The sequence below is a fragment of the Rhizobium sp. 25PS6 genome (genome assembly GCF_032464655.1).
In the GTDB taxonomy this organism is placed as follows: Bacteria; Pseudomonadota; Alphaproteobacteria; order Rhizobiales; family Rhizobiaceae; genus Rhizobium; species Rhizobium laguerreae.
Genome location: NZ_JAWDIV010000034.1, coordinates 1 through 23,783, shown reverse-complemented (window position 1 = coordinate 23,783; position 23,783 = coordinate 1). Strand labels below are relative to the sequence as shown.

The 23,783-nt window shown below is 61.4% G+C and carries 26 protein-coding genes; 18 read left to right on the top strand and 8 right to left on the bottom strand.

The window, feature by feature from the left end; all coding sequences use genetic code 11:
- Positions 1–185: 185 nt before the first annotated feature.
- Positions 186–2,096, top strand: coding sequence for a beta-N-acetylhexosaminidase (locus tag RWK44_RS33340; RefSeq protein WP_316030038.1), 1,911 nt, complete (start codon positions 186–188; stop codon positions 2,094–2,096).
- Here the strand turns inward: RWK44_RS33340 and RWK44_RS33335 are convergent.
- A complete protein-coding gene (locus RWK44_RS33335; protein ID WP_316030037.1) occupies positions 2,093–3,010 on the bottom strand; it encodes an ROK family protein in 918 nt (305 codons plus the stop codon). The two genes, RWK44_RS33340 and RWK44_RS33335, sit on opposite strands and share 4 nt — an antisense overlap.
- Before the next feature lie 275 nt (positions 3,011–3,285).
- Here RWK44_RS33335 and RWK44_RS33330 point away from each other — a divergent pair, with 275 nt between their 5' ends.
- The 9 genes from RWK44_RS33330 (at position 3,286) to RWK44_RS33290 (ending at position 13,238) form a co-directional block, all read left to right on the top strand.
- Complete coding sequence (locus tag RWK44_RS33330) at positions 3,286–3,864, top strand: exopolysaccharide biosynthesis protein (protein ID WP_017995245.1); 579 nt, start codon at positions 3,286–3,288, stop codon at positions 3,862–3,864.
- A gap of 165 nt (positions 3,865–4,029) precedes the next feature.
- Positions 4,030–4,983 carry a sugar-binding transcriptional regulator gene (locus RWK44_RS33325; RefSeq protein ID WP_025396111.1) on the top strand — a complete coding sequence of 318 codons (954 nt, stop codon included), beginning with the start codon at positions 4,030–4,032 and terminating at the stop codon, positions 4,981–4,983.
- Between the two features lie 147 nt (positions 4,984–5,130).
- A complete protein-coding gene (locus RWK44_RS33320) occupies positions 5,131–6,441 on the top strand; it encodes an ABC transporter substrate-binding protein (protein ID WP_025396110.1) in 1,311 nt (436 codons plus the stop codon).
- Positions 6,442–6,580: 139 nt separating this feature from the next.
- Positions 6,581–7,453, top strand: coding sequence for a carbohydrate ABC transporter permease (locus RWK44_RS33315; protein ID WP_017989489.1), 873 nt, complete (start codon positions 6,581–6,583; stop codon positions 7,451–7,453).
- 1 nt (position 7,454) lies between these two features.
- Positions 7,455–8,285, top strand: coding sequence for a carbohydrate ABC transporter permease (locus tag RWK44_RS33310; protein ID WP_017962194.1), 831 nt, complete (start codon positions 7,455–7,457; stop codon positions 8,283–8,285).
- Between the two features lie 18 nt (positions 8,286–8,303).
- A complete protein-coding gene (locus tag RWK44_RS33305; protein ID WP_316030036.1) occupies positions 8,304–9,302 on the top strand; it encodes an ABC transporter ATP-binding protein in 999 nt (332 codons plus the stop codon).
- Between the two features lie 84 nt (positions 9,303–9,386).
- Positions 9,387–10,868 carry a mannitol dehydrogenase family protein gene (locus RWK44_RS33300; RefSeq protein ID WP_316030035.1) on the top strand — a complete coding sequence of 494 codons (1,482 nt, stop codon included), beginning with the start codon at positions 9,387–9,389 and terminating at the stop codon, positions 10,866–10,868.
- A 97-nt stretch (positions 10,869–10,965) separates the two neighbouring features.
- Entirely contained in the window at positions 10,966–11,655 is a 690-nt protein-coding gene (locus RWK44_RS33295) for an HAD family hydrolase (protein WP_025396107.1), read from the top strand.
- Complete coding sequence (locus tag RWK44_RS33290; RefSeq protein WP_168258622.1) at positions 11,655–13,238, top strand: FGGY-family carbohydrate kinase; 1,584 nt, start codon at positions 11,655–11,657, stop codon at positions 13,236–13,238. The genes RWK44_RS33295 and RWK44_RS33290 overlap by 1 nt, the downstream gene beginning before the upstream one ends.
- 58 nt (positions 13,239–13,296) lie before the next feature.
- On the opposite strand, the gene RWK44_RS33285 is transcribed toward RWK44_RS33290, so the two are convergent.
- Positions 13,297–14,151, bottom strand: coding sequence for a MurR/RpiR family transcriptional regulator (locus tag RWK44_RS33285; RefSeq protein WP_025396105.1), 855 nt, complete (start codon positions 14,149–14,151; stop codon positions 13,297–13,299).
- A gap of 236 nt (positions 14,152–14,387) precedes the next feature.
- Between RWK44_RS33285 and RWK44_RS33280 the strand changes: the two genes are divergently transcribed.
- Entirely contained in the window at positions 14,388–15,095 is a 708-nt protein-coding gene (locus RWK44_RS33280) for a sulfate transporter family protein (protein ID WP_077979424.1), read from the top strand.
- 3 nt (positions 15,096–15,098) lie between these two features.
- Here the strand turns inward: RWK44_RS33280 and RWK44_RS33275 are convergent, their stop codons facing one another.
- Positions 15,099–15,524, bottom strand: a complete 426-nt coding sequence (locus RWK44_RS33275; RefSeq protein WP_025396103.1) for a VOC family protein — start codon at positions 15,522–15,524, stop codon at positions 15,099–15,101.
- Positions 15,525–15,606: 82 nt separating this feature from the next.
- On the opposite strand from RWK44_RS33275, the gene RWK44_RS33270 reads away from it, so the two are divergent.
- Positions 15,607–16,185, top strand: a complete 579-nt coding sequence (locus RWK44_RS33270) for a TetR/AcrR family transcriptional regulator (protein WP_221985288.1) — start codon at positions 15,607–15,609, stop codon at positions 16,183–16,185.
- Here RWK44_RS33270 and nth read toward each other — a convergent pair.
- Complete coding sequence (gene nth, locus RWK44_RS33265; protein WP_221985289.1) at positions 16,150–16,956, bottom strand: endonuclease III; 807 nt, start codon at positions 16,954–16,956, stop codon at positions 16,150–16,152. The genes RWK44_RS33270 and nth overlap by 36 nt on opposite strands.
- On the opposite strand from nth, the gene RWK44_RS33260 reads away from it, so the two are divergent.
- Complete coding sequence (locus RWK44_RS33260; RefSeq protein ID WP_017962185.1) at positions 16,955–17,452, top strand: DUF2244 domain-containing protein; 498 nt, start codon at positions 16,955–16,957, stop codon at positions 17,450–17,452. The two genes, nth and RWK44_RS33260, sit on opposite strands and share 2 nt — an antisense overlap.
- A 202-nt stretch (positions 17,453–17,654) precedes the next feature.
- Positions 17,655–18,527, top strand: a complete 873-nt coding sequence (locus RWK44_RS33255) for a bifunctional helix-turn-helix domain-containing protein/methylated-DNA--[protein]-cysteine S-methyltransferase (protein ID WP_316030034.1) — start codon at positions 17,655–17,657, stop codon at positions 18,525–18,527.
- A 33-nt stretch (positions 18,528–18,560) separates the two neighbouring features.
- Here the strand turns inward: RWK44_RS33255 and RWK44_RS33250 are convergent, their stop codons facing one another.
- Positions 18,561–19,586 (bottom strand): sugar-binding transcriptional regulator, encoded by a 1,026-nt coding sequence (locus tag RWK44_RS33250; RefSeq protein WP_131642932.1) that lies wholly within the window; start codon positions 19,584–19,586, stop codon positions 18,561–18,563.
- A gap of 426 nt (positions 19,587–20,012) precedes the next feature.
- Between RWK44_RS33250 and tal the strand changes: the two genes are divergently transcribed.
- The 4 genes from tal to RWK44_RS33230 all read left to right on the top strand — a co-directional run bounded on the left by tal (position 20,013) and on the right by RWK44_RS33230 (position 22,826).
- Positions 20,013–20,978 (top strand): transaldolase, encoded by a 966-nt coding sequence (gene tal, locus RWK44_RS33245; protein ID WP_221985290.1) that lies wholly within the window; start codon positions 20,013–20,015, stop codon positions 20,976–20,978.
- A gap of 92 nt (positions 20,979–21,070) precedes the next feature.
- The gene (locus RWK44_RS33240) at positions 21,071–21,739 is read left to right on the top strand and encodes a DUF1345 domain-containing protein (protein ID WP_131664470.1); all 669 of its coding nucleotides are present in this window, start codon (positions 21,071–21,073) and stop codon (positions 21,737–21,739) included.
- 49 nt (positions 21,740–21,788) lie between these two features.
- Positions 21,789–22,238, top strand: a complete 450-nt coding sequence (locus RWK44_RS33235) for a DoxX family protein (protein ID WP_025396096.1) — start codon at positions 21,789–21,791, stop codon at positions 22,236–22,238.
- Between the two features lie 144 nt (positions 22,239–22,382).
- Complete coding sequence (locus tag RWK44_RS33230) at positions 22,383–22,826, top strand: hypothetical protein (RefSeq protein WP_260692873.1); 444 nt, start codon at positions 22,383–22,385, stop codon at positions 22,824–22,826.
- Positions 22,827–22,906: 80 nt separating this feature from the next.
- On the opposite strand, the gene RWK44_RS33225 is transcribed toward RWK44_RS33230, so the two are convergent.
- The 3 genes from RWK44_RS33225 to RWK44_RS33215 all read right to left on the bottom strand — a co-directional run.
- Positions 22,907–23,080, bottom strand: coding sequence for a DUF1328 domain-containing protein (locus tag RWK44_RS33225; protein WP_316030033.1), 174 nt, complete (start codon positions 23,078–23,080; stop codon positions 22,907–22,909).
- 4 nt (positions 23,081–23,084) lie between these two features.
- Positions 23,085–23,258, bottom strand: coding sequence for a hypothetical protein (locus tag RWK44_RS33220; RefSeq protein WP_316030032.1), 174 nt, complete (start codon positions 23,256–23,258; stop codon positions 23,085–23,087).
- A 56-nt stretch (positions 23,259–23,314) separates the two neighbouring features.
- Positions 23,315–23,783: helix-turn-helix transcriptional regulator (locus tag RWK44_RS33215; RefSeq protein ID WP_316030031.1), on the bottom strand; the 469-nt coding region annotated here is incomplete at its 5' end.

Genomic DNA, 23,783 nt, shown 5'->3' with positions numbered 1-23,783 from the left:
TCCTTCCAGGTCAAAGCTTCCTCATCAAAGCGCGTCGCTGCCTCAGCGCCGCGCACTCTTTACTGCCTGCTCCGTCTTGGAGTTGCGCGCCGATTCCATTGCCGCCTCGAAAAAGCTAAGCTGCGAACGCATGCCGGGAGACCAACCGCGATCCCGGCCACTCAGCGACGAGGCAGCGCACGACCATGGCCGATTACCATCTGGACGCAAGCTGGAGCCCGATCGAGGGCAGTTTCGGGCGCCTCACCGTCACGCTTTTCAATCTTTCGACCGAGCCGCTGTCCGGCTTCTTGCTGGCCTATACGTCAGAGACGCGGGTTGCCGACAAACATGTCTGCGACGGCGGCAGCCTGAAGCGGCGGGTCGCGCATTTCCACGAATTCCTGCCGCCCGAGGGGCTGAGCGTGCCGCCCGGCGGGCGCTGGCGGTTCAGCGTCGAGGGGCTGACCAGGGCGCCGAAACATATGACATCGGGCGTCAAATCGGCCTATCTGACACTTGGCGACGGACGCCACGTTCCTGTTGGTTTCGGCGATCTCATGCTCGAAGGCCGGGATGGTGGCGTGGCGCCGCCGCTTCTGCCGCCGGGCCGGGCCGAGGAACCTTATTCGCTGCTGCCTTGGCCGCTGGCGCTCGGGCTGAAGGCGGGAGAGCTGCCGGTCGTCCTTTATCCGGCCGAGCGGACGCGGCCCGATGCGGTCAAGGCGCTCTCGCTGGTTCTGGAGCTTTACCAGCGGCTCTATCCGGCCGACAATATGCCGTTTTCGCTCAGTGCCGTCGAAGGCGGGCGGGCCATTCGTTTCGTCACCGAATCGTCGATCGCCGCCTTCGCCTACGAATTGCGTTTTACCGGACATGAGATCGTGCTTTCGAGTGCGGATGCCGCCGGGCGGCATTACGGGCTGATCAGCCTGGCGCAGCTGCTACACGGCGCCCGCGCCGATCGCGAGCGCTTCAAATTCCCCAGTTTCGGCACGATCGCCGACCAGCCGCGTTATGACTGGCGCGGCTGCCACCTCGATGTGTCCAGGCAGTTCTATCCGGTGGCGGACGTCGCGCGGCTGATCGATATTCTCGCCTGGAACAAGCTCAACATCTTTCACTGGCATCTGACGGACGACGAAGCATGGCGGCTGGAGATCAAGGCCTATCCCGCGCTGACGGAGATCGGCGCCCGGCGCGGGCCGGATGAAGTGCTCGTGCCGCAGCTTGGCGACGGAGCGCAAACGCGCGCCGGCCACTACACGCAGGAGGACGCCAGGCGGGTCGTTGCGCATGCAGCCTCGCTGCATATCGAGGTGGTGCCGGAAATCGATATTCCGGGCCACAGCATGGCGACGCTGTTCTCACTGCCCGAGCTCGTCGACGGGCAGGAGGCGCCGGATAGTTACCGCTCGGTGCAGGGTTATCCGAACAACGCCCTCAATCCGGGGGTGGAATTCACCTATGAATTTCTCGGCAAGGTGTTCGACGAGATGGTGACGCTGTTTCCCGGCGAGTACCTTCATATCGGCGGCGACGAAGTGGCGCATGGCTCCTGGCTCTCCTCGCCGCTCTGCAAGGCACTGATGGAGCGGGAGAAACTTGCCGGCACCGCCGAGCTGCAATCCTATTTCCTCAAGCGTATCAAAGCCATGCTGTCGGAGCGCGGCAAGAAACTCGTCGGCTGGAACGAGGTCTCGCACGGCGGCGGGGTCGATCGCGACGGCACGTTGCTGATGGCCTGGGAAAAGTCCGAGGTCGGCATCGAGCTGGCACAGGAAGGCTACAACGTGGTGATGACACCGGGGCAAGCCTATTATCTCGACATGGCGCAGGCGGAGGTCTGGGCCGAGCCGGGCGCCAGCTGGGCGGGCCACGCACCGCCGGAACATACCTACGCTTACGAGGCCGAGGGCGAGCTGCCGGAGGTGCTAAGGGAGAAGATGCGCGGCATCCAGGCATGCATCTGGACCGAGAACTTCCTTTCCCGCGCCTATTTCAACCGGCTGGTTTTTCCGCGGCTCCCGGCAATCGCCGAGGCTGCCTGGACGCCTTCTGCACGCAAGGACTGGGATCGATTCGCCGCGATCATCCGGATGTGGCCGATACTTTAAGGAGCCGCTGCTTCCGCCTTCAGCCCCAAAAGTGCCGCGCCGATCAGGCCGGGTTCGATGCGGCATTCGCTGCGCACCACCAGCGGGCGATCGAACTTGCGCAGGATGCGGGCGCGCACGGCGTGGTCGAGCTCGGCAAGCAGCGGCTCGACATTGGAAAGCCCGCCGCCGACCGGCACGATGGTCGCGCCGGTGATGTTGATCGTCAGCGCCAAGGGCGAGGCGACGAGATCGACATAGACGTCGATCGTCCGTGTCGCCTTCTCCTCTCCATGGCGCCACTGAGCGATAATCTCCTCGCTGGCAAGGTCGAGATCGTGCAGCGTCTTGTGCAGGCGCTCCAGGCCGCGGGCGCCGCCGACGGTGTCGACGCAGCCCCTCTGGCCGCAGCCGCAGGCATAGGCGGGAATGGCGACGGGCGGATTGCCGGCTGCAGATGCGATGATCGGCCCGTGACCCCATTCGCCGGCAAAGCCGCCGGCCTCGTTGACGAGGCGCCCGTCGGCAACCAGGCCGCCGCCGACGCCGGTGCCGAGGATGGCGCCGAAGATGATGCGGTGGCCGCGGCCGGCGCCGAGACCGGCTTCGGCCATCGCGAAACAGTCGGCGTCGTTGGCGATCAGCACCGGCAGGCCGAGCTCGGCTTCGAGGTCGGTGCCAAGCGTACGGTCGTGGATGCAGGGAATGTTGGCGCAGATCAGGCGCTGCGTATCGGGATCGACGACGCCGGCGATGGAAAGGGCGATGCGGCTTGGCTGCTCACCGGTCTCGGCGATGATGCCGCGCAGGGCTTCGACGAAAGCTGCGAAATCATCCCTGGGCGTCGGGCGGCGGCCGAGGGGAAGGATGTCTGTCGCGGAGCGGGCGATGCCGCCCTTGATGGCGGAGCCGCCGATGTCGAATGAAATGATCATTGCCACTCTGCCGTTTTTCTGGTCTCCGAGCGTCTGCTCGCACTGTTGGCCGGGAATTTCAAGCCTTCATTCGGCTGCGGTGTCGTCGGGTTTAGGGTCGTGCCCTGTGGCACCCCAATTTCTAACCCGACAAGTCATTCAATTGGCATATTGCATCGCCAGAATTCGACCCTAGACTTCCATCAGTTCCCGGACCCATGACGATCGAAAACGCCGACACCGACAGACGCAGAAGCCGAAGACCACGTCCCAAAGGCCGCCGCCTCTCATCCATCCTGCGGCAGATGGCCGCCGATCAGAGCCGCGAACGGATCTCGATCGGCGATCTGTTCGATACGATGGGTGACAGGGCGATCAGCGCGTTGATGCTGATCTTCGCGCTGCCGAACGCCTTTCCCACTCCGCCCGGCACCTCGGCGGTGCTCGGGGCGCCCTTGGTCTTCCTGGCAGCGCAGCTGACCTTCGGGCTGAAACCCTGGCTACCGAAGGTGATTGCCAACCGTTCGATGCGGCGGGAGGATTTCGAGACGATTGTCGGCCGCATCCACCGCTGGCTCGCCTGGGCGGAGCGCATGCTGAAGCCGAGGCTTGCGATCTTCGCCGAGCCGCCGGCGGAATATCTTGCCGGGGCGGCATGCCTGCTGCTGTCGATCGTGCTGCTGCTGCCGGTCCCGCTCGGCAATATCCTGCCGGCGGTCACGATCTCGGTCTTCGCTTTCGGGATCTTGGGCCGTGACGGGCTCTTCGCGCTCATCGGCTTCGTGATGACGGCCGTGTCGCTCGTCGTTGCCGGCGGGGTGATTTACGGTCTGGTGAAGGCGGCGATCTATCTCGTCGTGCAATGGTTTGCCTAAACGGAGTTTGCCCAAGCAGGATTTGCTTGAGTGATGGCGGTTATTTGGCCGACCTCTTTGCAACAGGCTCGACATTTGCCGGAATTTTGTTTTGATCTGGCGCGATACAGACTCAAATCATGTTCGGCGGCGGCACGCCGGCTCATTTTGCGCGGTAGGCAATAGATGGTAAAAAGATCCGAGACCCCTGCACGGCTGGACGATGCGGCGCGTGCCGGCTGGCTCTACTACGTTGCCGGGCGTACGCAGGATGAAATCGCCGCTGCGATGGGCATCTCGCGGCAATCGGCGCAGCGGCTGGTGTCGCTGGCGGTCGCCGAGCGTCTGATCAAGGTGCGGCTCGATCATCCGATCGCTGCCTGCCTGGAGCTCGGCAGTCAGCTGCGTCGGAAATTCGGGCTGAAACATGTGGAGGTGGTGCCGAGCGATCCCGTGTCGACGTCGACGACGGTCGGTATCGCCGAGGCAGCCGCGGCCGAGATCGAGCGGTGGCTGAAACGGGCCGAGCCGATCGTGCTCGCCATCGGGACCGGCCGCACGCTGAAGGCGGCCGTCGACCAGCTGCCGGCGATCGAATGTCCTAATCACCGCATCGTTTCGCTGACCGGTAATATCGCTCCGGACGGATCGGCGGCCTATTACAACGTCATCTTCAGCATGGCCGATGCCGTAAAGGCGCGACACTATCCGATGCCGCTGCCGGTGCTCGTCACCTCGGCGGAGGAGCGGGAGCTGCTGCATGGCCAACAGCTGGTGCGCTCGACGCTTAACATGAGCGCGCAAGCCGATGTCACCTTCGTCGGCATCGGCGAGCTCGGCATCGATGGGCCGCTCTGCGTCGACGGTTTTCTGGAGAAGGACGAGATGATGGAGCTGATGCGCGGGGGGGCTGTCGGCGAAATCTGCGGCTGGATCTTCGATGTCGACGGCAGGTTGATCGACAACCCGATCAACGAGCGCGTCGCGTCCGCGCCGATCCCGTCCCGCGACGCGTCGATGGTCATTGGGCTGGCCAAGGGCAAGCGCAAATTCAAGGCGATCAGGGCTGCCGTTGTCGGCCATCAAATCAATGCTTTGATCACCGATGAAGAGACGGCTGAGTTTTTGCTCAGGAATTGAGCAAAAATTATTCTAATTAAAATCAAATGGATGGCTATCGCCTTCGGCATCGCAGCAACGATTGTCGATTGACATTCTTTGTTGTTTGTTGAGTAATTGCCCATGAGCGAAGCGAATGCTCACACCCCATCTTCTGGGAGGAAGATTATGACATTGAGAACTTTTCTGCTGGGCGCCTGCTCAGCACTGGCGTTTGCCGGTATGGCTTCGGCCGAAACGCTGACGATCGCAACCGTGAACAACGGCGACATGATCCGAATGCAGAAGCTGACGGATGATTTCAAGGCGAAGAATCCCGGTATCGACCTTGAATGGGTAACCCTGGAAGAGAACGTACTGCGCCAGAAGGTCACGACCGACATCGCGACCAAGGGTGGCCAGTACGACGTCTTGACGATCGGCACTTATGAAGTTCCGATCTGGGCAAAGCAGGGCTGGCTGGTGCCGCTCGACAATCTCGGCGCCAATTACGACGTCGACGACCTGCTGCCGGCGATCCGCAGCGGCCTGACCATGGACGGCAAGCTTTATGCGGCGCCGTTTTACGGCGAAAGCTCGATGGTCATGTACCGCAAGGACCTGTTCGACGCTGCCGGCCTGAAGATGCCGGACGCCCCGACCTGGGACTTCATTGCCGACGCTGCCCGCAAGATCACCGACAAGGACAAGGAAGTCTACGGCATCTGCCTGCGCGGCAAGGCCGGCTGGGGCGAGAACATGGCATTCCTGACGGCGATGTCCAACTCCTTCGGCGCCCGCTGGTTCGACGAAAGCTGGAAGCCGCAGTTCGACCAGCCGGAATGGAAGGACACGCTCGACTTCTACGTCAAGCTGATGAAGGATGCCGGCCCTCCGGGCGCTTCCTCCAACGGCTTCAACGAGAACCTGGCGCTCTTCCAGACCGGCAAGTGCGGCATGTGGATCGATGCCACCGTTGCCGCATCCTTCGTAAGCAACCCGAAGGAATCGACCGTCGCCGACAAGGTCGGCTTTGCGCTGGCTCCCGACAAGGGTCTCGGCAAACGCGGCAACTGGCTGTGGGCCTGGAGCCTTGCCATCCCGGCAGGTTCGCAGAAGGCCGAAGCCGCCGAGAAGTTCGTCGCGTGGGCCACGAGCAAGGATTACACCAACCTCGTCGCCGAGAAGGACGGCTGGCTGAACGCACCTCCGGGCACCCGCGCCTCGCTCTATGCGAATGCGGAATACCAGAAGGCGGCTCCCTTCGCCAAGACGACGATCGACTCGATTAACTCGGCCGATCCGAGCAAGCCGACCGTCAAGCCGGTCCCCTATGTCGGCGTCCAGTTCGTGGCGATCCCGGAATTCCAGGGTATCGGCACGGCGATCGGTCAGCAGTTCTCGGCAGCCCTTGCCGGCCAGCTTTCGGTCGATCAGGCGTTGCAGAGCGCACAGCAGCTGGCCACCCGCGAAATGACCAAGGCCGGCTACATTAAATAAAACCTCCTGAGCAAGAGGCGGATCCTTGACAATCCGCCCCTCTGGGCCGCCGATTGCCCGAACTGCATCGGCGGCCGCTTTTTTCCAGACAAAGCTGCCTTGCGGCCGCTCCCCGCTTCAGTCCAGATCGGTGATTGCCATGGCAACCTTACATACCCGCTCCTCCGCGCGCCTGATGATTGCGCCCTCCGTGCTGTTGCTCTTTGCGTGGATGATTGTCCCGCTGGCGATGACGATCTATTTCTCGCTGCTGAACTACAATCTGCTCAGCCCCGGCATGGAAAGCTTCGTCGGTTTTCTGAATTATCAGTACTTCCTGACGGATCCGGCCTTCTTCGCCGCGCTGATCAACACGCTGCTGCTTGTCGCCGGCGTGTTGTTGATCACCGTCATCGGCGGCATCGCCTTTGCGCTGCTGCTCGACCAGCCGATGTACGGCCAGGGCATCGTGCGCATCCTGGTGATTGCGCCGTTCTTCGTCATGCCGACGGTGGCAGCACTCGTCTGGAAGAACATGTTCATGAACCCGGTCAACGGGTTGTTTGCCCATCTTGCCAAGGCGCTCGGCCTGCAGCCGATCGACTGGCTGGCCAATGCGCCGCTGTTTTCCGTCATTCTGATCGTCGCCTGGCAGTGGCTGCCGTTTGCCACCCTCATCATGCTGACGGCGCTGCAGTCGCTCGACGAGGAGCAGAAGGAAGCCTCCGAGATGGACGGCGCCGGGCCGATCTCGAAATTCATCTACATCATCCTGCCGCACATGGCCCGTGCCATCACCGTGGTGATCCTGATCCAGACGATCTTCCTGCTTTCGGTCTTTGCCGAAATCCTCGTCACCACCAATGGCGGGCCGGGCACCGACAGCACCAACCTCACCTACCTCGTTTATGCCCAGGCGCTGCTGCAGTTCGATATCGGCGGCGCATCGGCCGGTGGGATCGTGGCTGTTATCCTCGCCAATATCGTCGCGATCTTCCTCGTGCGCCTCGTCGGCAAGAATCTGGAGGCTTGAGATGGCCAGAAAAGTCACAACCAAGCGCAAGCTCATCGTCACCGCGATCGCCTGGACGCTCGGTATCCTGATCTTCTTCCCGATTCTCTGGACGTTTCTCACCAGCTTCAAGTCGGAAGCCGACGCCATCGCCTCGCCGCCGCAGTTCCTGTTCTTCCACTGGACGACGGAGAACTACGCGGAGGTGCAGAGCCGGTCAAACTATCTCGGCCACTTCATGAACTCGGTAATCATCTCCTTCGGCTCGACGCTGATCGGCCTGATCATTGCCATTCCTGCCGCCTGGGCGATGGCGTTTTCGCCGACCAAGCGGACCAAGGACGTGCTGATGTGGATGCTGTCGACCAAGATGATGCCGCCGGTCGGCGCATTGATCCCGATCTATCTGATGTTCCGCAATTTCGGCCTGCTCGACACGCGCACCGGCCTGGTGATCGTGCTGACGCTGATCAACCTGCCGATCATCGTCTGGATGCTCTACACCTACTTCAAGGAAATCCCCGGCGAGATCCTCGAAGCTGCCCGCATGGACGGGGCGTCGCTTGCCAAGGAAATCATCTATGTGCTGACGCCGATGGCGGTGCCCGGCATTGCCTCGACGCTGCTCTTGAACATCATCCTTGCCTGGAACGAGGCGTTCTGGACGCTCAACCTCACCGCCTCGAAGGCAGCACCACTGACGGCCTTCATCGCCTCCTATTCCAGCCCCGAGGGCCTGTTCTACGCCAAGCTCTCGGCGGCATCGACGATGGCGATCGCGCCGATCCTGATCCTTGGCTGGTTCAGCCAGAAACAACTCGTCCGCGGCCTGACCTTCGGCGCTGTGAAATAACATAAAAGGGAGAGAAACATGGGCAGCATTACCCTTCAGAAGGTTTCCAAGGTCTTCGGCGAAGCCAAGGTCATCCCTTCGATCGATCTCGACATCAAGAACGGCGAGTTCGTCGTCTTCGTCGGCCCGTCGGGCTGCGGCAAGTCCACGCTGCTCCGGCTGATCGCCGGACTCGAGGATGTCTCCGGCGGCAAGATCGTCATCGACGGCAGGGACGCCACCGAAAAGGCGCCGTCCGAGCGCGGCCTTGCCATGGTGTTCCAGTCCTATGCGCTTTATCCGCATATGAGCGTGCGCAACAACATCGCCTTCCCGCTGAAGATGGCGGGCCTCGACAAGGCGGAGATCGACCGCAAGGTGAGCGATGCCGCCCGCGTGCTGAACCTTACCGACTATCTCGAGCGCAAGCCGCGCCAGCTGTCCGGGGGCCAGCGCCAGCGCGTGGCGATCGGCCGCGCCATCGTGCGCCAGCCTTCGGCCTTCCTGTTCGACGAACCGCTGTCGAACCTCGATGCCGCTCTCCGCGTCAACATGCGCCTCGAAATCAGCGAGTTGCATCAGCAGCTGAAGACGACGATGGTCTACGTCACCCACGATCAGGTCGAGGCGATGACCATGGCCGACAAGATCGTCGTCCTGAACCGGGGCAATATCGAGCAGGTCGGATCGCCGCTCGAACTCTACAGCCGTCCCCGCAACCTCTTCGTCGCCGGCTTCATCGGATCGCCGAAGATGAACTTCATCACCGGCCAAAACGCCGCCGCGCTCAACGCTCATACCATCGGCGTCCGGCCAGAACATGTGCTGCTGTCGATGGAGAGCGGCGACTGGAAGGGCAGGGTCGTGGTCGCCGAACATCTCGGTTCCGACACCTTCCTGCATATCGATGCTGATGGCATCGGCATGCTGACGGCGCGCGGAAGCGGCGATTTCGCCGCCAAAGCGGGCGATACGGTCTTCCTGACGCCGGACCGTTCGCGTATTCACAAATTCAACGAGGGCGGCCTTGCCATCTGAGGCAGGCGGCCGGGCTGGGGGCAGGCATGCGAGCCGGACGATATCGCCCGGCCGTCTCGGCAAGACCTTCAAGAGGACTGAAACATGACGTGCAAACTATCGCTGGCAACGCTTTCGGATGTGGCGCGCACTGCTGCCATCCCTGGATATGACAGGGCGTCGCTGAAAGCCGGCATCGTGCACTTCGGCGTCGGCAATTTCCACCGTGCCCATCAGGCGATCTATCTCGACGATCTCTTCAACGCCGGCACGGATCATGACTGGGCGATCGTCGGCGCCGGCGTGCTGCCGTCGGATGCCGCGATGCGCGAAAAGCTTGCGGTGCAAGATTTCCTGACGACGGTGGTCGAACAGGACAACAACAAGACGGCGGCGCGCGTCACCGCACCGATGATCGACATCCTGCCGGTTGGCGATGCCGTTGCGATCATCGCCAAGCTTGCCGATCCCGAGATCCGCATCGTCTCGATGACCATCACCGAGGGCGGATATTTCATCGATGCATCGGGCACCTTCAATCCGCAGCACCCGGCCATTGCTGCCGATGGAGAGAATCCCGGTGCGCCGAAGACTGTGTTCGGCCTGATCGTCGCCGGCCTGAAGGCGCGCAAGAGCAAGGGCATTGGACCCTTCACCGTCATGTCCTGCGACAACATTCCCCATAATGGCATCGTCACCGCCAATGCCGTCGTCGGCACGGCAGCCCTTTCGGACCCCGCCTTTGCCGACTGGATCCGGGCGAATGTCGCCTTCCCGAACGCCATGGTCGACCGCATCACGCCGGCGACCAGCCAGCGCGAGGTCGATTTCCTCAGGGACAATTTCCAGATCGAGGACAGTTGGCCGGTCTATTGCGAGGAATTTAAACAATGGGTGCTCGAGGATAAGTTCACCGCCGGCCGGCCGGCACTGGAAAAGGTCGGCGTCACCTTCGTTGCCGATGTCACGCCCTACGAGCATATGAAGATCCGCATCCTCAACGGCGGACATGCCGCGATCGCCTATCCGGCGGCGCTGATGGACATTCATTTCGTGCATGATTCCATGGAAGACCCATTGATCCGCGCCTTCCTCGCCAAACTCGAGAAAGACGAGATCATTCCGATCGTGCCGCCGGTGCCGAACACGTCGCTGACGGATTATTTCGCGCTGATCGAACATCGCCTGCTCAACCCGAAGATTGCCGATACCATTCCGCGGCTGGCGCAGGACGGCTCGAACCGCCAACCGAAATTCATCCTGCCGTCGACGCTCGACAATCTGCGTCAGGGCAGGGACGTCGTCGGTCTGGCGCTGGTTTCAGCACTCTGGTGCCGTTATTTCGCCGGCAAGACCGACAGTGGCAAGGATATCGTCTTCAACGACGCGAACGCAGAGCGCCTGCATGCGGCAGCGCTGAAAGCCAAGGACGATCCTTCGGCCTTCCTCATCTTCGACGATATTTTCGGCGAAGTGGCGAAGTCCGAACTTTTCCGCAAGCGCTTCGCCCATGCTCTCAAAACCCTGTGGGAAAAGGGTACGCGGGAGACGCTGCAGCTCTATCTCGATGGCAAGCTCGCAGTGTAAGGAATCCGGATGGCGGTCTCTGCTGCCGCCATTCATCCGGCCTTGCGAGTGAAGCGGGACGGTAACGCGTTCGAATTGAACTCAGGTTGGGTCTTGCATGGCTGATGCTGAAACACGGCTGGTGATCTTCGATTGCGATGGCGTACTCGTCGACAGCGAGCCGATCTCAATCAGCGTGCTCGTCGGGGCGATGAACGATCTCGGCGTCTCGATCACCGAGGACCAGGCCTATGAGCGTTTTCTCGGCCGCAGCCTGTCGACTCTCATCGATACGCTGGAAACCGAATTCAACGTCCATGCCGACGAGGAATTCCTCGAGCGTATCCGCATCGAACTCTATGCCCGTTTTGGCACGGAACTGAAGCCGATCGACGGTATCGCCGCGGCGATCGACGGGCTTGGCGTTCGCTGCTGCGTTGCCTCCTCCAGCCAGATGGAACGAATCCGGTTGTCGCTGTCGGTGACCGGGCTTCTCGACAGGCTGCCCGACATCTTCAGCGCAACGATGGTCAAGCGCGGCAAGCCGGCGCCCGATCTCTTCCTGCATGCGGCGCGTGAAATGCAGGTCGAGCCGGCTCATTGCCTTGTCGTCGAAGACAGCCCGGCCGGCATTGCCGCCGCCAAGGCGGCAGGCATGACGGTCTTTGCCTTCACCGGCGGATCACATGCCAATTTCACCGGATATCGTGCCGAACTCGACCGCCTTTCGCCTGATGTGGTGTTTGACGCCATGCCGGATTTGATACACCTTGTCCGCAACCATAAGCTGGACGGGACCAAGACTTGATGCGGGATCATGTGGTTGCGGTGGATATCGGCACGGGCAGCGCGCGCGCCGGCGTCTTCGATGCACGTGGCCGTCTGCTCGCCAAGGCCGAGCATCCGATCGTGATGAACCGGCCGCGCGAAAACCATGCCGAGCATGATTCCGAAGATATCTGGTCGGCCGCCTGTAGGGCAGTGCGCAGGGCGATGGAGCAATCCGGCATCGCCGCCGCCGCGGTCGGAGCGATCGGCTTCGACGCCACCTGTTCGCTCGTCGTCCGTGACCTCGAGGGCCGGCAGCTCAGCGTTTCCACAGGCGGCGACCGGCGTTTCGACACGATCGTCTGGCTCGATCACCGGGCGCTGAAGGAAGCCGATTTCTGCACGGCGACGGAGCACAGGGTGCTCGAACATTCCGGCCACGTGATGTCGCCGGAAATGGAAATGCCGAAGCTGATGTGGCTGAAGAAAAAGCTGCCCGCCACATGGGAAAAGGCCGGCTACTTCTTCGACCTCGCCGATTTCATGACGTGGAAATCGACCGGATCGCCCGCCCGTTCGCGCTGCACGCTGACGGCGAAATGGAACTATCTCGCCCATCTCGAAAAGGGCTGGCAGCAAGACTTCCTGGAGCGGATCGGTCTCGAGGACCTTCAGGCGCGCGGCCACTTGCCGGATGAGACCACGGCTGTCGGAGACAGCGTCGGCCGGCTGACTGAGGAAGCGGCGGAAGCGCTGGGGCTGACTGTGGACTGCCGTGTCGCTGCCGGGATGATCGACGCCTATGCCGGCGCACTCGGCGCGCTCGGCGGTTATGCCGCCGATCCTGTCAAACGCGAGCACCAGCTGGCGCTGATTGCCGGCACATCGAGCTGCCTCGTTACCTTCTCGCGGGAGCGCAAGCCGAGCCATGGCATGTGGGGTCCCTATTACGAGGCTGTCTTCCCGCAATCCTGGCTGGTGGAGGCCGGGCAATCGGCGACCGGCGCGCTACTCGACCACATCGTGCGCATGCATGCGGCAGGCGGTGAGCCGACGGCGCCGCTGCATCAGAGGATCGTCGCGCGGATCGCCGAATTGCGGGCCGAGGAGGGCGATGCCTTCGGTGCGCGGATCTTCGTGCTGCCGGATTTCCATGGCAACCGCTCGCCGCTCGCCGATCCGCATGCGGTCGGCGTCGTCAGCGGACTGACGCTCGATACGTCCTTCGACGGGCTCTGCGCGCTTTATTGGCGCTCTGCGGTGGGGATTGCGCTCGGCATCCGCCATATCCTGGAAATGATGAAGGAATACGGCTACATGACCGATACGCTGCATATCGCCGGCGGGCACGTGAAAAACCCGGTACTGATGGAGCTTTATAGCGATGCGACCGGCTGTAAGGTCGTGGTGCCGAAGATGAACGAGGCGGTGCTGCTCGGTACCGCGATCGCAGCATCCGTCGCTTGTGGCTTGTACAAGGATCTGGCGGCGGCCGGCGAGGCGATGTATCCGGGCGCCGACGAACGGCTTCCCGACAAGGCGAAGCAGGCGCTCTACGACCGCGACTACCGCCGTCTTCTCGCCATGCACCGGCACCGCGTCGAATTGGAATCGATGCAATAGATTTTGGTTTTACGCATGTCGTTGTCGCAAAACCGCCGGCCGTTTTGGGCGACATGCTTTAGTGACTGGCGGTCTCGCCGAGGACGGTCGCGAATTCCATCATGCGGCGGCGGCGAAGTGCCGCCTCCTCTCCGACTTGGAGGATGACGGATTCCGACAGGCAATCGAGCAGCGCGATCAGCGGCGGGAGATTGTCGAGATCGGGGGCGCGCGCGGGCGGCAAGGACAGCATGACGTTCGACTGGTCCGCCATCCAGTCCGCCTGCTGCGGCGAAATGAGTACCACCTTATAGCCGTAGCGCCGCGCCGTTCTGGCAAGCAGCCGTGCCTTGGCGAAGCGGCGGCAATCGATGATGACGAGCAGCGCGTCGTCGACCGCCAGCCGGGCGAAGAGTTCCGCAAAACGGTTGTCGGCGGCGTCGAGCGTGCGCACGCCGTCGCGGGCTTGTGTCAGCCGCTGGCAGAAATGATTGGCCAGGCTTGCGAGCCGCGCATGAGTGGCGATCGACACTTCGCGGGCAGTGCTGATCAAGCCGACGGCTTCCGACCAGTGCGGCTGCGCCGTCAGATGATAGATATGATGGAGGGCCTGGATCTGTTCGGCAACCAGCACGGCGAGCGGTTTGCCCTCCGCGGCGTCGGCATGCAGCTCGCTCATGGCGCTCTGCAATTGCGCCGGCGATGTCGTCACGGTCTCGCGAATCTCCACCTTGACGCTGTCCAATCCCTGATAACCGAGCGAGCGCAGGAAGCGCCCGACGGTCATCGGCGAGAGATCCAGCCTGTCGGCAACGGACGCAGCCGTCTCGAACGGCAGGTCGTTCAGATGTTCGGTAAAATATTTCGCGATACGTCGCTCGGCCGGTGTGCCGGTTTTTGCGTATTGCCTGAGTTTTTGCACAAAGTCTTCCACGTCAGCCTCCCCCGTGTTCCTCAGAGGCGTTCCGTGGATGCGCTGTTGCGACCCCTTGTCTTTGCAACTATTTCGGAAGCTGCTTCTCAGGCTCGTGCGTATTTCATGTATGTCACAATATTATATTAGTATTTAGTTTTCGACAAGTTTTCTATTACTGAATGCAATTTTATTCTCTCTTGTCGGTGGCCTCCATCTTTCCTACATCTTCGGCGCAACCCGGAGACGCCTGAGACATGATTCTTGACGCCGCTCGACTTTCGCTCGCCAACCTGTTCGCATCGGAAACGCGTTCTGTCTTCTGGAAGGTGCTCGGCCTGACGATCCTCGTGCTTGTCGGCCTCTGGTTCGCGCTGCGCGGAGCCTTCATGACCTTTCTCCTTCCCTGGCTCACGAGCTTCTTTCCCGATATGCCGGATTGGGCGGGGTGGTTCGCTCTCATCTTCGCAATTCTTGCCGGTATCGGCCTTGCCCTCATGCTGGCGTTGCTGCTGTCGCCGGTGACGGCGCTGATCGCCGGCCTGTTTCTCGACGACGTCGCCGATGTCATCGAAAAGCGCGACTATCCCAAGGACACGCCGGGCACCGCCATGCCGCTCGGTCCGGCGATGGCAAGCTCGATCAAGTTCCTCGGTGTGGTGATTCTCGGCAATATAGTGGCATTGCTGTTGCTGTTCATCCCCGGCGTTAATCTGGTCGCGTTCTTTCTGGTGAACGGCTATCTGCTCGGACGGGAATTTTTCGAATTCGCCGCCATGCGCTTCCGTTCGCCGGATGAGGCGCGGCTCTTTCGCGCCAAGCATGCCTCCACCGTCTTTCTCGGCGGGCTGATGATCGCCCTTTTCCTGGCGATCCCGATCGTCAATCTTCTGACGCCGCTTTTTGCCGCCGGCATGATGGTGCATCTGCACAAGCTGGTCTCCGCCAAGGATCCCGGGTTGTGAGGCTCAAGCGGGCAGGGCGGAGGTGTCATACATCGCCGCGAATTCGGCGCTCGGCGGGATCGGCTTGATGATGTCGATCAGCACGCCGTTTGGATCGGCGGTGATGAAATGCCGCTGGCCGAATTCCTCGTCGCGGATTTCTCTCAGAATTGGCAGGCCGGCGCTCCGGCAGGCTGCATAGATCGCATCGACATCGCCGACCTCGAAATTGAGGAGCAGGCCGGACACCCTGCCGCGGGCTGTGGCCGGGATGGTCTCGTGGCTGCCGTCAAGGATGGCAAGCGCGATATGCTCCTCCTCTGCCGATTGCAGGTGAACATACCAGTCGCTTTCGAACAGAGCTTTGAAGCCGAAATGCGTGCAATAAAAGCTGGCGGTGCCGGCAACGTCGTCGGTCATGATGACAGGATAATAGCTCGTCGATTTCATCTCGTTTTCCTCCTTTTTTTACATACAATCTGTATGTTTTTATCTCTTAACATACATTCTGTTTGTATGTACAGAGATCAGCATGAGCCGCAGCAATCGCGAGAGAACCGAGCAGACGAGACAGGCACTGATCGATGCCGGTCGACGTCTCTTCGTCGAGAAAGGCTATGCAGAAACCGCGACGCCGGAGATCGTCACGGCGGCGGGAGTGACGCGTGGCGCGCTCTATCATCACTTTGAAGACAAGAAGGCGCTGTTTCGGGCGGTTATCGAATGCGAGGCGCGCGCGGTGGCCGCTGCGATCGAGGCGCGCTCGGCGTCCTACGGCGCGCCACGTGCCATGCTGATCGCCGGTGCCTCGGCCTATTTTGATGCGATGATGGCGCAAGGGCGCACGCGGCTGATGCTGATCGAGGCACCTGCCGTTCTCGGACCGCTGGCGAGTGCGACAATCGATGCGGAGAATGCGGAAGCGACGCTGCGGACAGGGCTTGCAGCGATGCTTCCAGAGGCCGGCGCTATGCTCGAACCGCTGACGTCGCTGCTATCGGCGGCCTTCGATCGCGCGGCGATCGCGATCGAGGCGGGCGCCGAAAGGCGGTATTACGAGCAGGCGATCGCTGTCCTACTCGACGGCCTCGCCGATCACCTGCGGCGGTAGCTCGACGAGCGGTGCCGGCACATCCCAACTCTTCTCCGGCGATTTGCAGAGATCGGCGATGATACAGCGCTCGCATTCGGGCCGGCGCGCCTTGCAGGTGTAGCGACCGTGCAGGATCAGCCAGTGATGGGCGTGATAGAGGTAATGGCTCGGGACCACCTTCATCAGCCGCGCCTCGACCTCGTCGGGCGTCTTGCCGGGGGCAAGCCTGATGCGATTGGCGATGCGGAAGATGTGCGTGTCGACGGCCATCGTCGCTTGGCCGAAGGCCATGGAAAGCACGACATTGGCGGTCTTGCGGCCGACACCCGGCAACCTCACCAACTCGTCGCGGGTCTCCGGCACCTTGCCGCCGAATTGGTCAACCAGCATCTGCGAGAGCGCGATGACGTTTTTCGCCTTGTTGCGGTAGAGGCCGATCGTCCTGATGTAATCGCGCAGCCGCTCTTCGCCGAGGTCGAGCATCTTTTCCGGCGTATCGGCGACCTTGAAGAGCGCGCGCGTCGCCTTGTTGACGCCGACATCGGTCGCTTGCGCCGAAAGTGCCACGGCGACGACGAGCGTGAAGGGGTTGGTGTGCTCGAGTTCGCCTCTCGGTTCCGGCCGCTGTACCGAGAAGCGGCGGAAGATCTCCTCGCGCTCGGCCAGCGAATAGGCCGTGCGCACCGCTCCCGCCGGTTTGCGGCGGGCGATCACATTCGCGTCCTGCGGCGTCTTGGTAACGGATTTGAGTTTCGGATTCGCCATGGAAACTCTATAATCGGCAGCCATGACGGAAAGCAACGCCGACAGCTTCAATGAGCAGCCTGTTTTCGCTGCCGAGCTCTTTCCCCACCGGTCGCTCGGCCGCCGGGGCTTCAAGGTGCTGCTTGCCCTATCCGGTGCCGTCTGCTTGCTTTACGGCACGTTCTTCATCGCGACAGGGGCCTGGCCGATCGGCTTGTTCTTCGGAGTGGATTTTCTGCTTCTCTACGGCGCCTTCTGGCTGAATTACCGCTCCGGGAAAGCGCGCGAACAGGTGACGGTATCGCGCACGGACGTGTCGGTGCGCAAGTTTGCGCCCTCGGGACGGATGGTGGAGCATCATTTCAATCCGTTCTGGACGCGCTTCCTTGTTCGCCGGCACCAGGAGATCGGTATTCTTTCCATGCATATCTTCGGCGAAGGCCGGCGCACGGATATCGGCTCCTTCCTCAATCCCGATGATCGCGAAAGCTTCGCCAAGGCCTTCAAGGGGGCGCTGGCGACGGTCAAGCAGCGGATCTGAACTAGAGCGGTTCAGCTTTTCACGGAAGCGCAGAACCGCTCCAGCTTTTGTTTTTACGCAATTCCCGGCAAAAGCGCTTCGCGCTTTGCCTGGGAAAACCGCTTCGCACTTTTCCTGGCATTGCTCTATCCAGCGGATGCGCAAGAATCGGGTGGTTTGCTCACCCCCACTTGACTATCTCCTTGTTACAAGGAGAAAGACGATGAATATGATTGCCAACCTGCAGACAGACATCACGCCTGACGGCCCTGATTATGACATTGTCCGTCGGGTGATCGAACTCATCACCGAGGATTACCGTGACCAGCCTTCGCTGGAGACGATCGCGGCGCGGCTCAACCAGTCGCCGACCCAGCTTCAGAAGACCTTCACCCGCTGGGCCGGCCTGTCGCCCAAGGGCTTTCTGCAAGCGGTGACGCTCGACCACGCCAAGCGGCTGCTGCGCAAGGAAGACATGCCGCTGCTCGAGACCTCGATCGAGGTCGGCCTCTCCGGGCCGAGCCGCTTGCATGATCTCTTCGTCACGCATGAGGCGATGTCGCCCGGCGAATGGAAGGCCAAGGGCGGCGGTCTCATCATCCGCTACGGCTTCCACATCTGCCCCTTCGGCGTGGCGCTGATCATGGTGACCGACCGCGGCCTTGCCGGCCTTGCCTTCAGCGATTCCGGCGACGAGAGGGCCTGCCTAGAGGATATGACCTGCCGCTGGCCGAACGCCTGTTATGTCGAAGACCTGCAGGCGACGGTTCCCTACGCTGCCCGCATCTTCGAGCCCGGCAAATGGTCCTCCCACCAGCCGCTGCGTGTCGTGCTGATCGGCACGGACTTCCAGGTGCGCGTCTGGCAGAGCCTGCTGAAAATCCCGTTCGGCAAGGCCGTCACCTATTCTGATATCGCCAACGATATCGGCAGCCCGACGGCGCAGCGCGCCGTGGGTGCGGCGGTCGGGGCAAACCCGATCTCCTTCGTGGTGCCCTGCCATCGGGCGCTCGGCAAGAACGGGGCGCTGACGGGCTACCATTGGGGCCTCACCCGCAAGCGGGCGATGCTCGGCTGGGAATCGGCGCACGCCTGAGGGGTTTCCAGGACGGAGCGGCGTGGTCGCCGCTCATCGCTCCGGCACTTCTCCCCGCTGGGGAGAAGAGACGGGCGGCGAGGCTTCTGCCAATTCCAGCAATGCGCGTGCAGCGCTTTCATCGGTGATCAGCGTGTTGCAGCCGATGCGCTTGATCGTCGCACGGATTGCCACGGCCCGATGGGCGCCGCCGGAGGAGAGCACGATGTGCTTTGCCTCTTTCAGCGTGTCGAGATCGACGGACATGACGCGCCGATTGATCGAATGGTCGACCGAATTGCCGTCCTTGTCGAGGAAGTTGAACATCGTGTCGCAGACGCAGCCGGCATCGATCAGTTCCTGCAGCTCGGCCTTCGAGATCCAGCCCTCCGACAGCGAGGTCGAATGCGGGCCGATATCGCCGCAGCTGACGATCGCCAAATCGAGGTTCTCGGCGAGGCGGTAAATCGTGTCCAGCCCGCATTTCTCGATCAGATTACGCTTGGTCTCGATGGAATCGACCAGAAGCGGCGCCAGGAACATGTAGCATTCGGCGCCGAGCTGGTTTGCCAGCCGCCATGTGTAATCGATCGGGTTCGTCTGGTGCACTGCAACGATGCCGCCCAGCAGCGAGACGACCTTGCAGTTGGCGCGGCGCGGCGGCCGGAAGCTCGACAGCGAGGCGGTCATGGTGCGGCCCCAGCCGACGCCGATGGTGTAATCGTCGGGGATGGCTTCGGACAGGAACTGGCCAAGCGCCAGACCGACATTTTTAGCAAGCGAATTGACGTCGCCATTGACCGGCGCAGGGACGACGATCGCCTCGTCGAGGCCGTAGGCGTGCTCCAGCTTCACCGAAAGTTCAACGCAGTCGCCGATGGAATCGTTGATCCAGATCTGGACTTCGCTGCGCTTCATCGCCTCGTCAAGCAGACGGATCACCGTGGTGCGGCTGATGCCGAGCTGTTCGGCGACGTCCTTCTGAGTCAGACCCTCGTTGTAATAAAGCCACGCCGCCCTTAGCCGCAGCGAGGATGCCTCCGAATAGGCCGTGTGCGTGCCGCGTTTGAGCTTGACCACATCTCCTCCGCACGATTTTCTGCCCTAGATCCCTGATGGGATGAAAGGCCTTAGCGACGCTTTTGTTGCCGGGGATAATGACGAGTGTGACACTTATGTCAATTGAAATGCACAAATGTCCTTGACTTTTCGTAAGGCGAATGGCGATAGTCCGGGTGACACACGTCGTTCTTGTCCGTCCGAGGAGGACATAGTGCGGGCATTCCGAAAATCACGACCGGCCTTCCAGCCGCAAGCGGTATCGCTTGCGTTAGAGCAGCCGTTCGTTCGCGGCCGGAACACGGCCACTGTCCTTCACGTTCATGAATCATCCGTGACGGATGCGCGCATTTTCGCCTGCAGCATGCAAACAACCTGTCGGTAGATCACCTTTGCCCGGCGGAACTCGCGCCGGTCGCAGCCCAAGTTCAACAAGGATTATTGACCATGACATCCAAGCTTGACCAACTTCGCGAGATTACCACCGTGGTCGCCGATACTGGCGACATCGAAGCCGTCGCCCGCCTGAAGCCGGTCGATTGCACGACGAACCCGAGCATCGTGCTCAAGGCTCTCGGCACGCCGATGTTTGCCGACGCCATCAAGGAAGCCGTCGCCTGGGGCAAGAAGCAGGGCGGCAATCCCGAAGCCGTTTCTTCCGCCGTCGCCGATCGCCTCGCCATCTCCGTCGGTGCAGCCCTGGTGAAACTCGTCCCGGGCCGCGTCTCGACCGAAGTCGACGCCGATCTTTCCTTCGATACCGAGGCTTCGCTAGCCAAGGCGCGCGCAATAATCGCCGCCTACAAGGATCGCGGTATCGACCAGGACCGCATCCTCATCAAGCTCGCTTCCACCTGGGAAGGCATCCGTGCTGCGGAAGTGCTGCAGAAGGAAGGCATCGATTGCAACCTGACGCTTCTCTTCAGCAAGGCCCAGGCGATCGCTTGCGCCGACGCCAAAGTGTTCCTGATCTCGCCCTTCGTCGGCCGCATCCTCGACTGGTACAAGAAGTCGACCGGCAAGGACTACACTGCCGAGGAAGATCCGGGCGTCATCTCCGTCCGTGAAATCTACAACTACTACAAGGCGAACGACATCAAGACGATCGTCATGGGCGCCTCCTTCCGCAGCGCCGGCGAAATCGAAGCCCTTGCCGGCTGCGACCGCCTGACCATCAGCCCGAACCTGCTCGACGAGCTGGCCAAGGATGAAGGCAAGCTGGAGCGCAAGCTCTCGCCGGAGAGCCGCAAGCCGGACCCGAAGGTCTCCGTCGATGAGAAGACCTTCCGCTGGATGATGAACGAAGACGCGATGGCGACGGAAAAACTCGCCGAAGGCATCCGCGCCTTCGCCAAGGATCTCGGAACGCTGCGCACCATGGTGCAGAAGGAACTGCAGCTCGCCGCCGCCTGATAAGGCCCGGCCACAATCGGAGGCGCGGCTGCCGGCTGGCAGGCGCGCCTTTTTCATGCTGTTATCAAGGGCATATGCTGTCGGAGACCGATATGGCGGATGAAGAACGGGCAAATTCGCTTGCGGTATTTGCCTACAAGCATGCGAGCTTCATCATCGCCGTTATTGCCGGACTGGTGGTCTTCTTGGCGCTGACCTCACGCGAAGTCAGCGCCGGCAATATCCTGTTCGGCTGGAATGTCAGCGCCGGCGTTTTTGTCGCGCTCAGTTGGCGCAAGATGCTGCGGGCGACGGTTGAAAGCATCCGGAAACGTTCCGAGGATCTCGATTTCTCCGATACCGTCCTGCTGGCTCTGTCGATCGGTGCCGCACTTGCCAGCATTGCCGGGATCGGCCTCGAGCTTCATTCGATCAAGGAGGCTGCACCTGATGTCGCGCTGGCGCGGGCAGGTGTTGCGGTTCTGACGATCCTGATCTCCTGGATCTTCCTGCATACGCTCTTCACCATCCACTATGCCCATTATTTCTACGGCGGGGCGGACGAGGAGGGTGGGCTGAAGTTTCCGGACGGGATAGAAGAGCCCGGCTACTGGGATTTCCTCTATTTCTCCTTCACCATCGGCGTTGCCGCACAGACGGCGGATGTCGCGGTCAGTTCGACCAGCATGCGCAAGCTGACGCTGCTGCATGCCGTGCTGTCGTTCCTGTTCAACACGACGATCCTGGCGCTTGCGATCAATGTCGGGGCGAGCCTGCTATAATGCGCCTTGCTTTGAGCGGGCTAACCACCTGCTCTTCAAACCGGAGGGTATGATGGAAAGCGCCTCAAGCCGGCCCCGACTGGCCGATCTCATTCTTCTCCTCGGCAGGCTTCTGCTGTCGCTGATCTTCCTGCACGAAGCTTGGTCGCTCGCGGCAGATATCACCGCGACTTTCGACATTTTCGCAAAACTGGGCCTGTCGGCGCCAGTCGCGCTTGCCACCATTGCCCTTCAGATCGGCGCCGGCCTTTCCGTTGCGGCCGGCTTCCTCAGCCGGCTTGGCGCATTGGCGCTGGCACTCTTCTGCCTGGCGACCGCCTTGCTCTTTCACACGAATTTTGCGAGCCAGAACGAACTGTTGCATTTCGAGAAGGACCTGGCGATTGCCGGCGGCATGTTCGTGCTTGCGGCTTCGGGTGCGGGATCGATATCGATCGACAAGCTGCTGAGAAAGCGAACGAACAGAATGCATCCCTGGCTCAGGGCGGTGTTGTCGTGAATGCCCCCGAATTCGAAGGTCTTCGGCGCTGAATTTGATGAATTTCGCAGGCCCGCCCTGGCGCAATAAAACCGAATAAAACCGAACAAACAGAAGCGTCGATGCGGGCTACACTTTTGGCGACAGGTCAGGAGTGTGCCAGTGATGTCTTCCGCGCAAAACAATCAGCAAAAGCCAATTCTCGTCTTTCTCGGAAAAGACGCAGCCTGCGATATCGTCTCGAAATTGAATGAGAACGGATATGTCGCGGCGGCTGTGTCCTCGGTGCCGGAACTCTTCGACGCCTTGCGTTCGGACCGATATTTTCTGGCCGTAACGATGCGATCGGATATCGACATGGTCCGAAACATCAAGCCGATACCGGTCATCAATCTCGAGGTGTTTTTCCATACTGTCCACTCGGCCACGAAGTCCGTCCGCTCCTCGAAGGAGTTCGACAGCGACGCATTTCTAAGAAGGATCGCGGCCCTTACCGGGTCAAGGACAGGCAGAATTGCTGCGGTCCAGAGAGCCCCTGCTGCGAACGAGACGCTGATTGCAGGCACGGCGAAGGCATCCCGTTGGCGTGCCGCCACATCCTTCTTTTAAGCCGCCGCTCCCAGCCATACCAGACGGCGAAGCCGCAAGTGCAAGATGCGCCTCAATATTTTCAAGCGGCCGCGCAACCACTACAAGATCGCCTGGCCGGCCATCAGCGCAAGGACGAGGAAGATCAGGAAGATCACCAGGGCGATGCCGAAGAGAACGCGGGCGATCGTCGCGGTGGCGGCGGAGACGCCGGAGAAACCGAAGAAGCCGGCGATGACCGAAATCACGAAAAATATCAGAGCCCATTTCAGCATGACGTCATCCTTTGCGTTGCCTGAGAAAGACGCGGTAACCGGGAAATTGTTCCAGATCGTTTGAAACGGGATGGCGTTCAATTCGGAGAAATGCGGAAGAAGTGCAGGTCTTCAAAACCCGCATGATCTGTTTCAAGGAACTATCGATTTGCCCCATCGATGAAAGCTCCGTCATCATGCTAGCCTTTCTGGACCAGCATACGATTTCCGGCCACACGGTCTGAGATATTCCCATTAGATCTTCAGGCCGAAGAGAAGCGAGATCAACTGCGACTGGCGCTGCGTTCCGGTCTTGGAGAGCACCTTCTTGACGTAGCCGCGCGCCGTTTCATAGGTTAGACCGCAGATCTCGGCGATTTGGCGAGGGGAGGAACCTTCCATCAGCAGGCGTGCGACGGTCGCCTCCTGCGGCGTCAGGGCGAAGAGCCGCCGCAGAAGATCGCCGTCCGCTCTTGCGCGTTCGGAAAGGTCGGTAACGATTGCAACAGCGTGCGAATGGGCGAAGAGATCCGCCGGCAGGCCTCGCAGGAGCTGGGCACGAATGACGAGCGGTGCCTTGCCGGGGCGTGAGAACAGCACCGGCGTCGACACGGCAGGACTGAGGAAAGTGTCGCCGCCGAGAACCGCCTTCAGATGTCGTCGCAGCAGGCCGGTCTCCTCCTGGCTGCCGGACGTGAGTTCGCGATCGACGATGCGGATATCG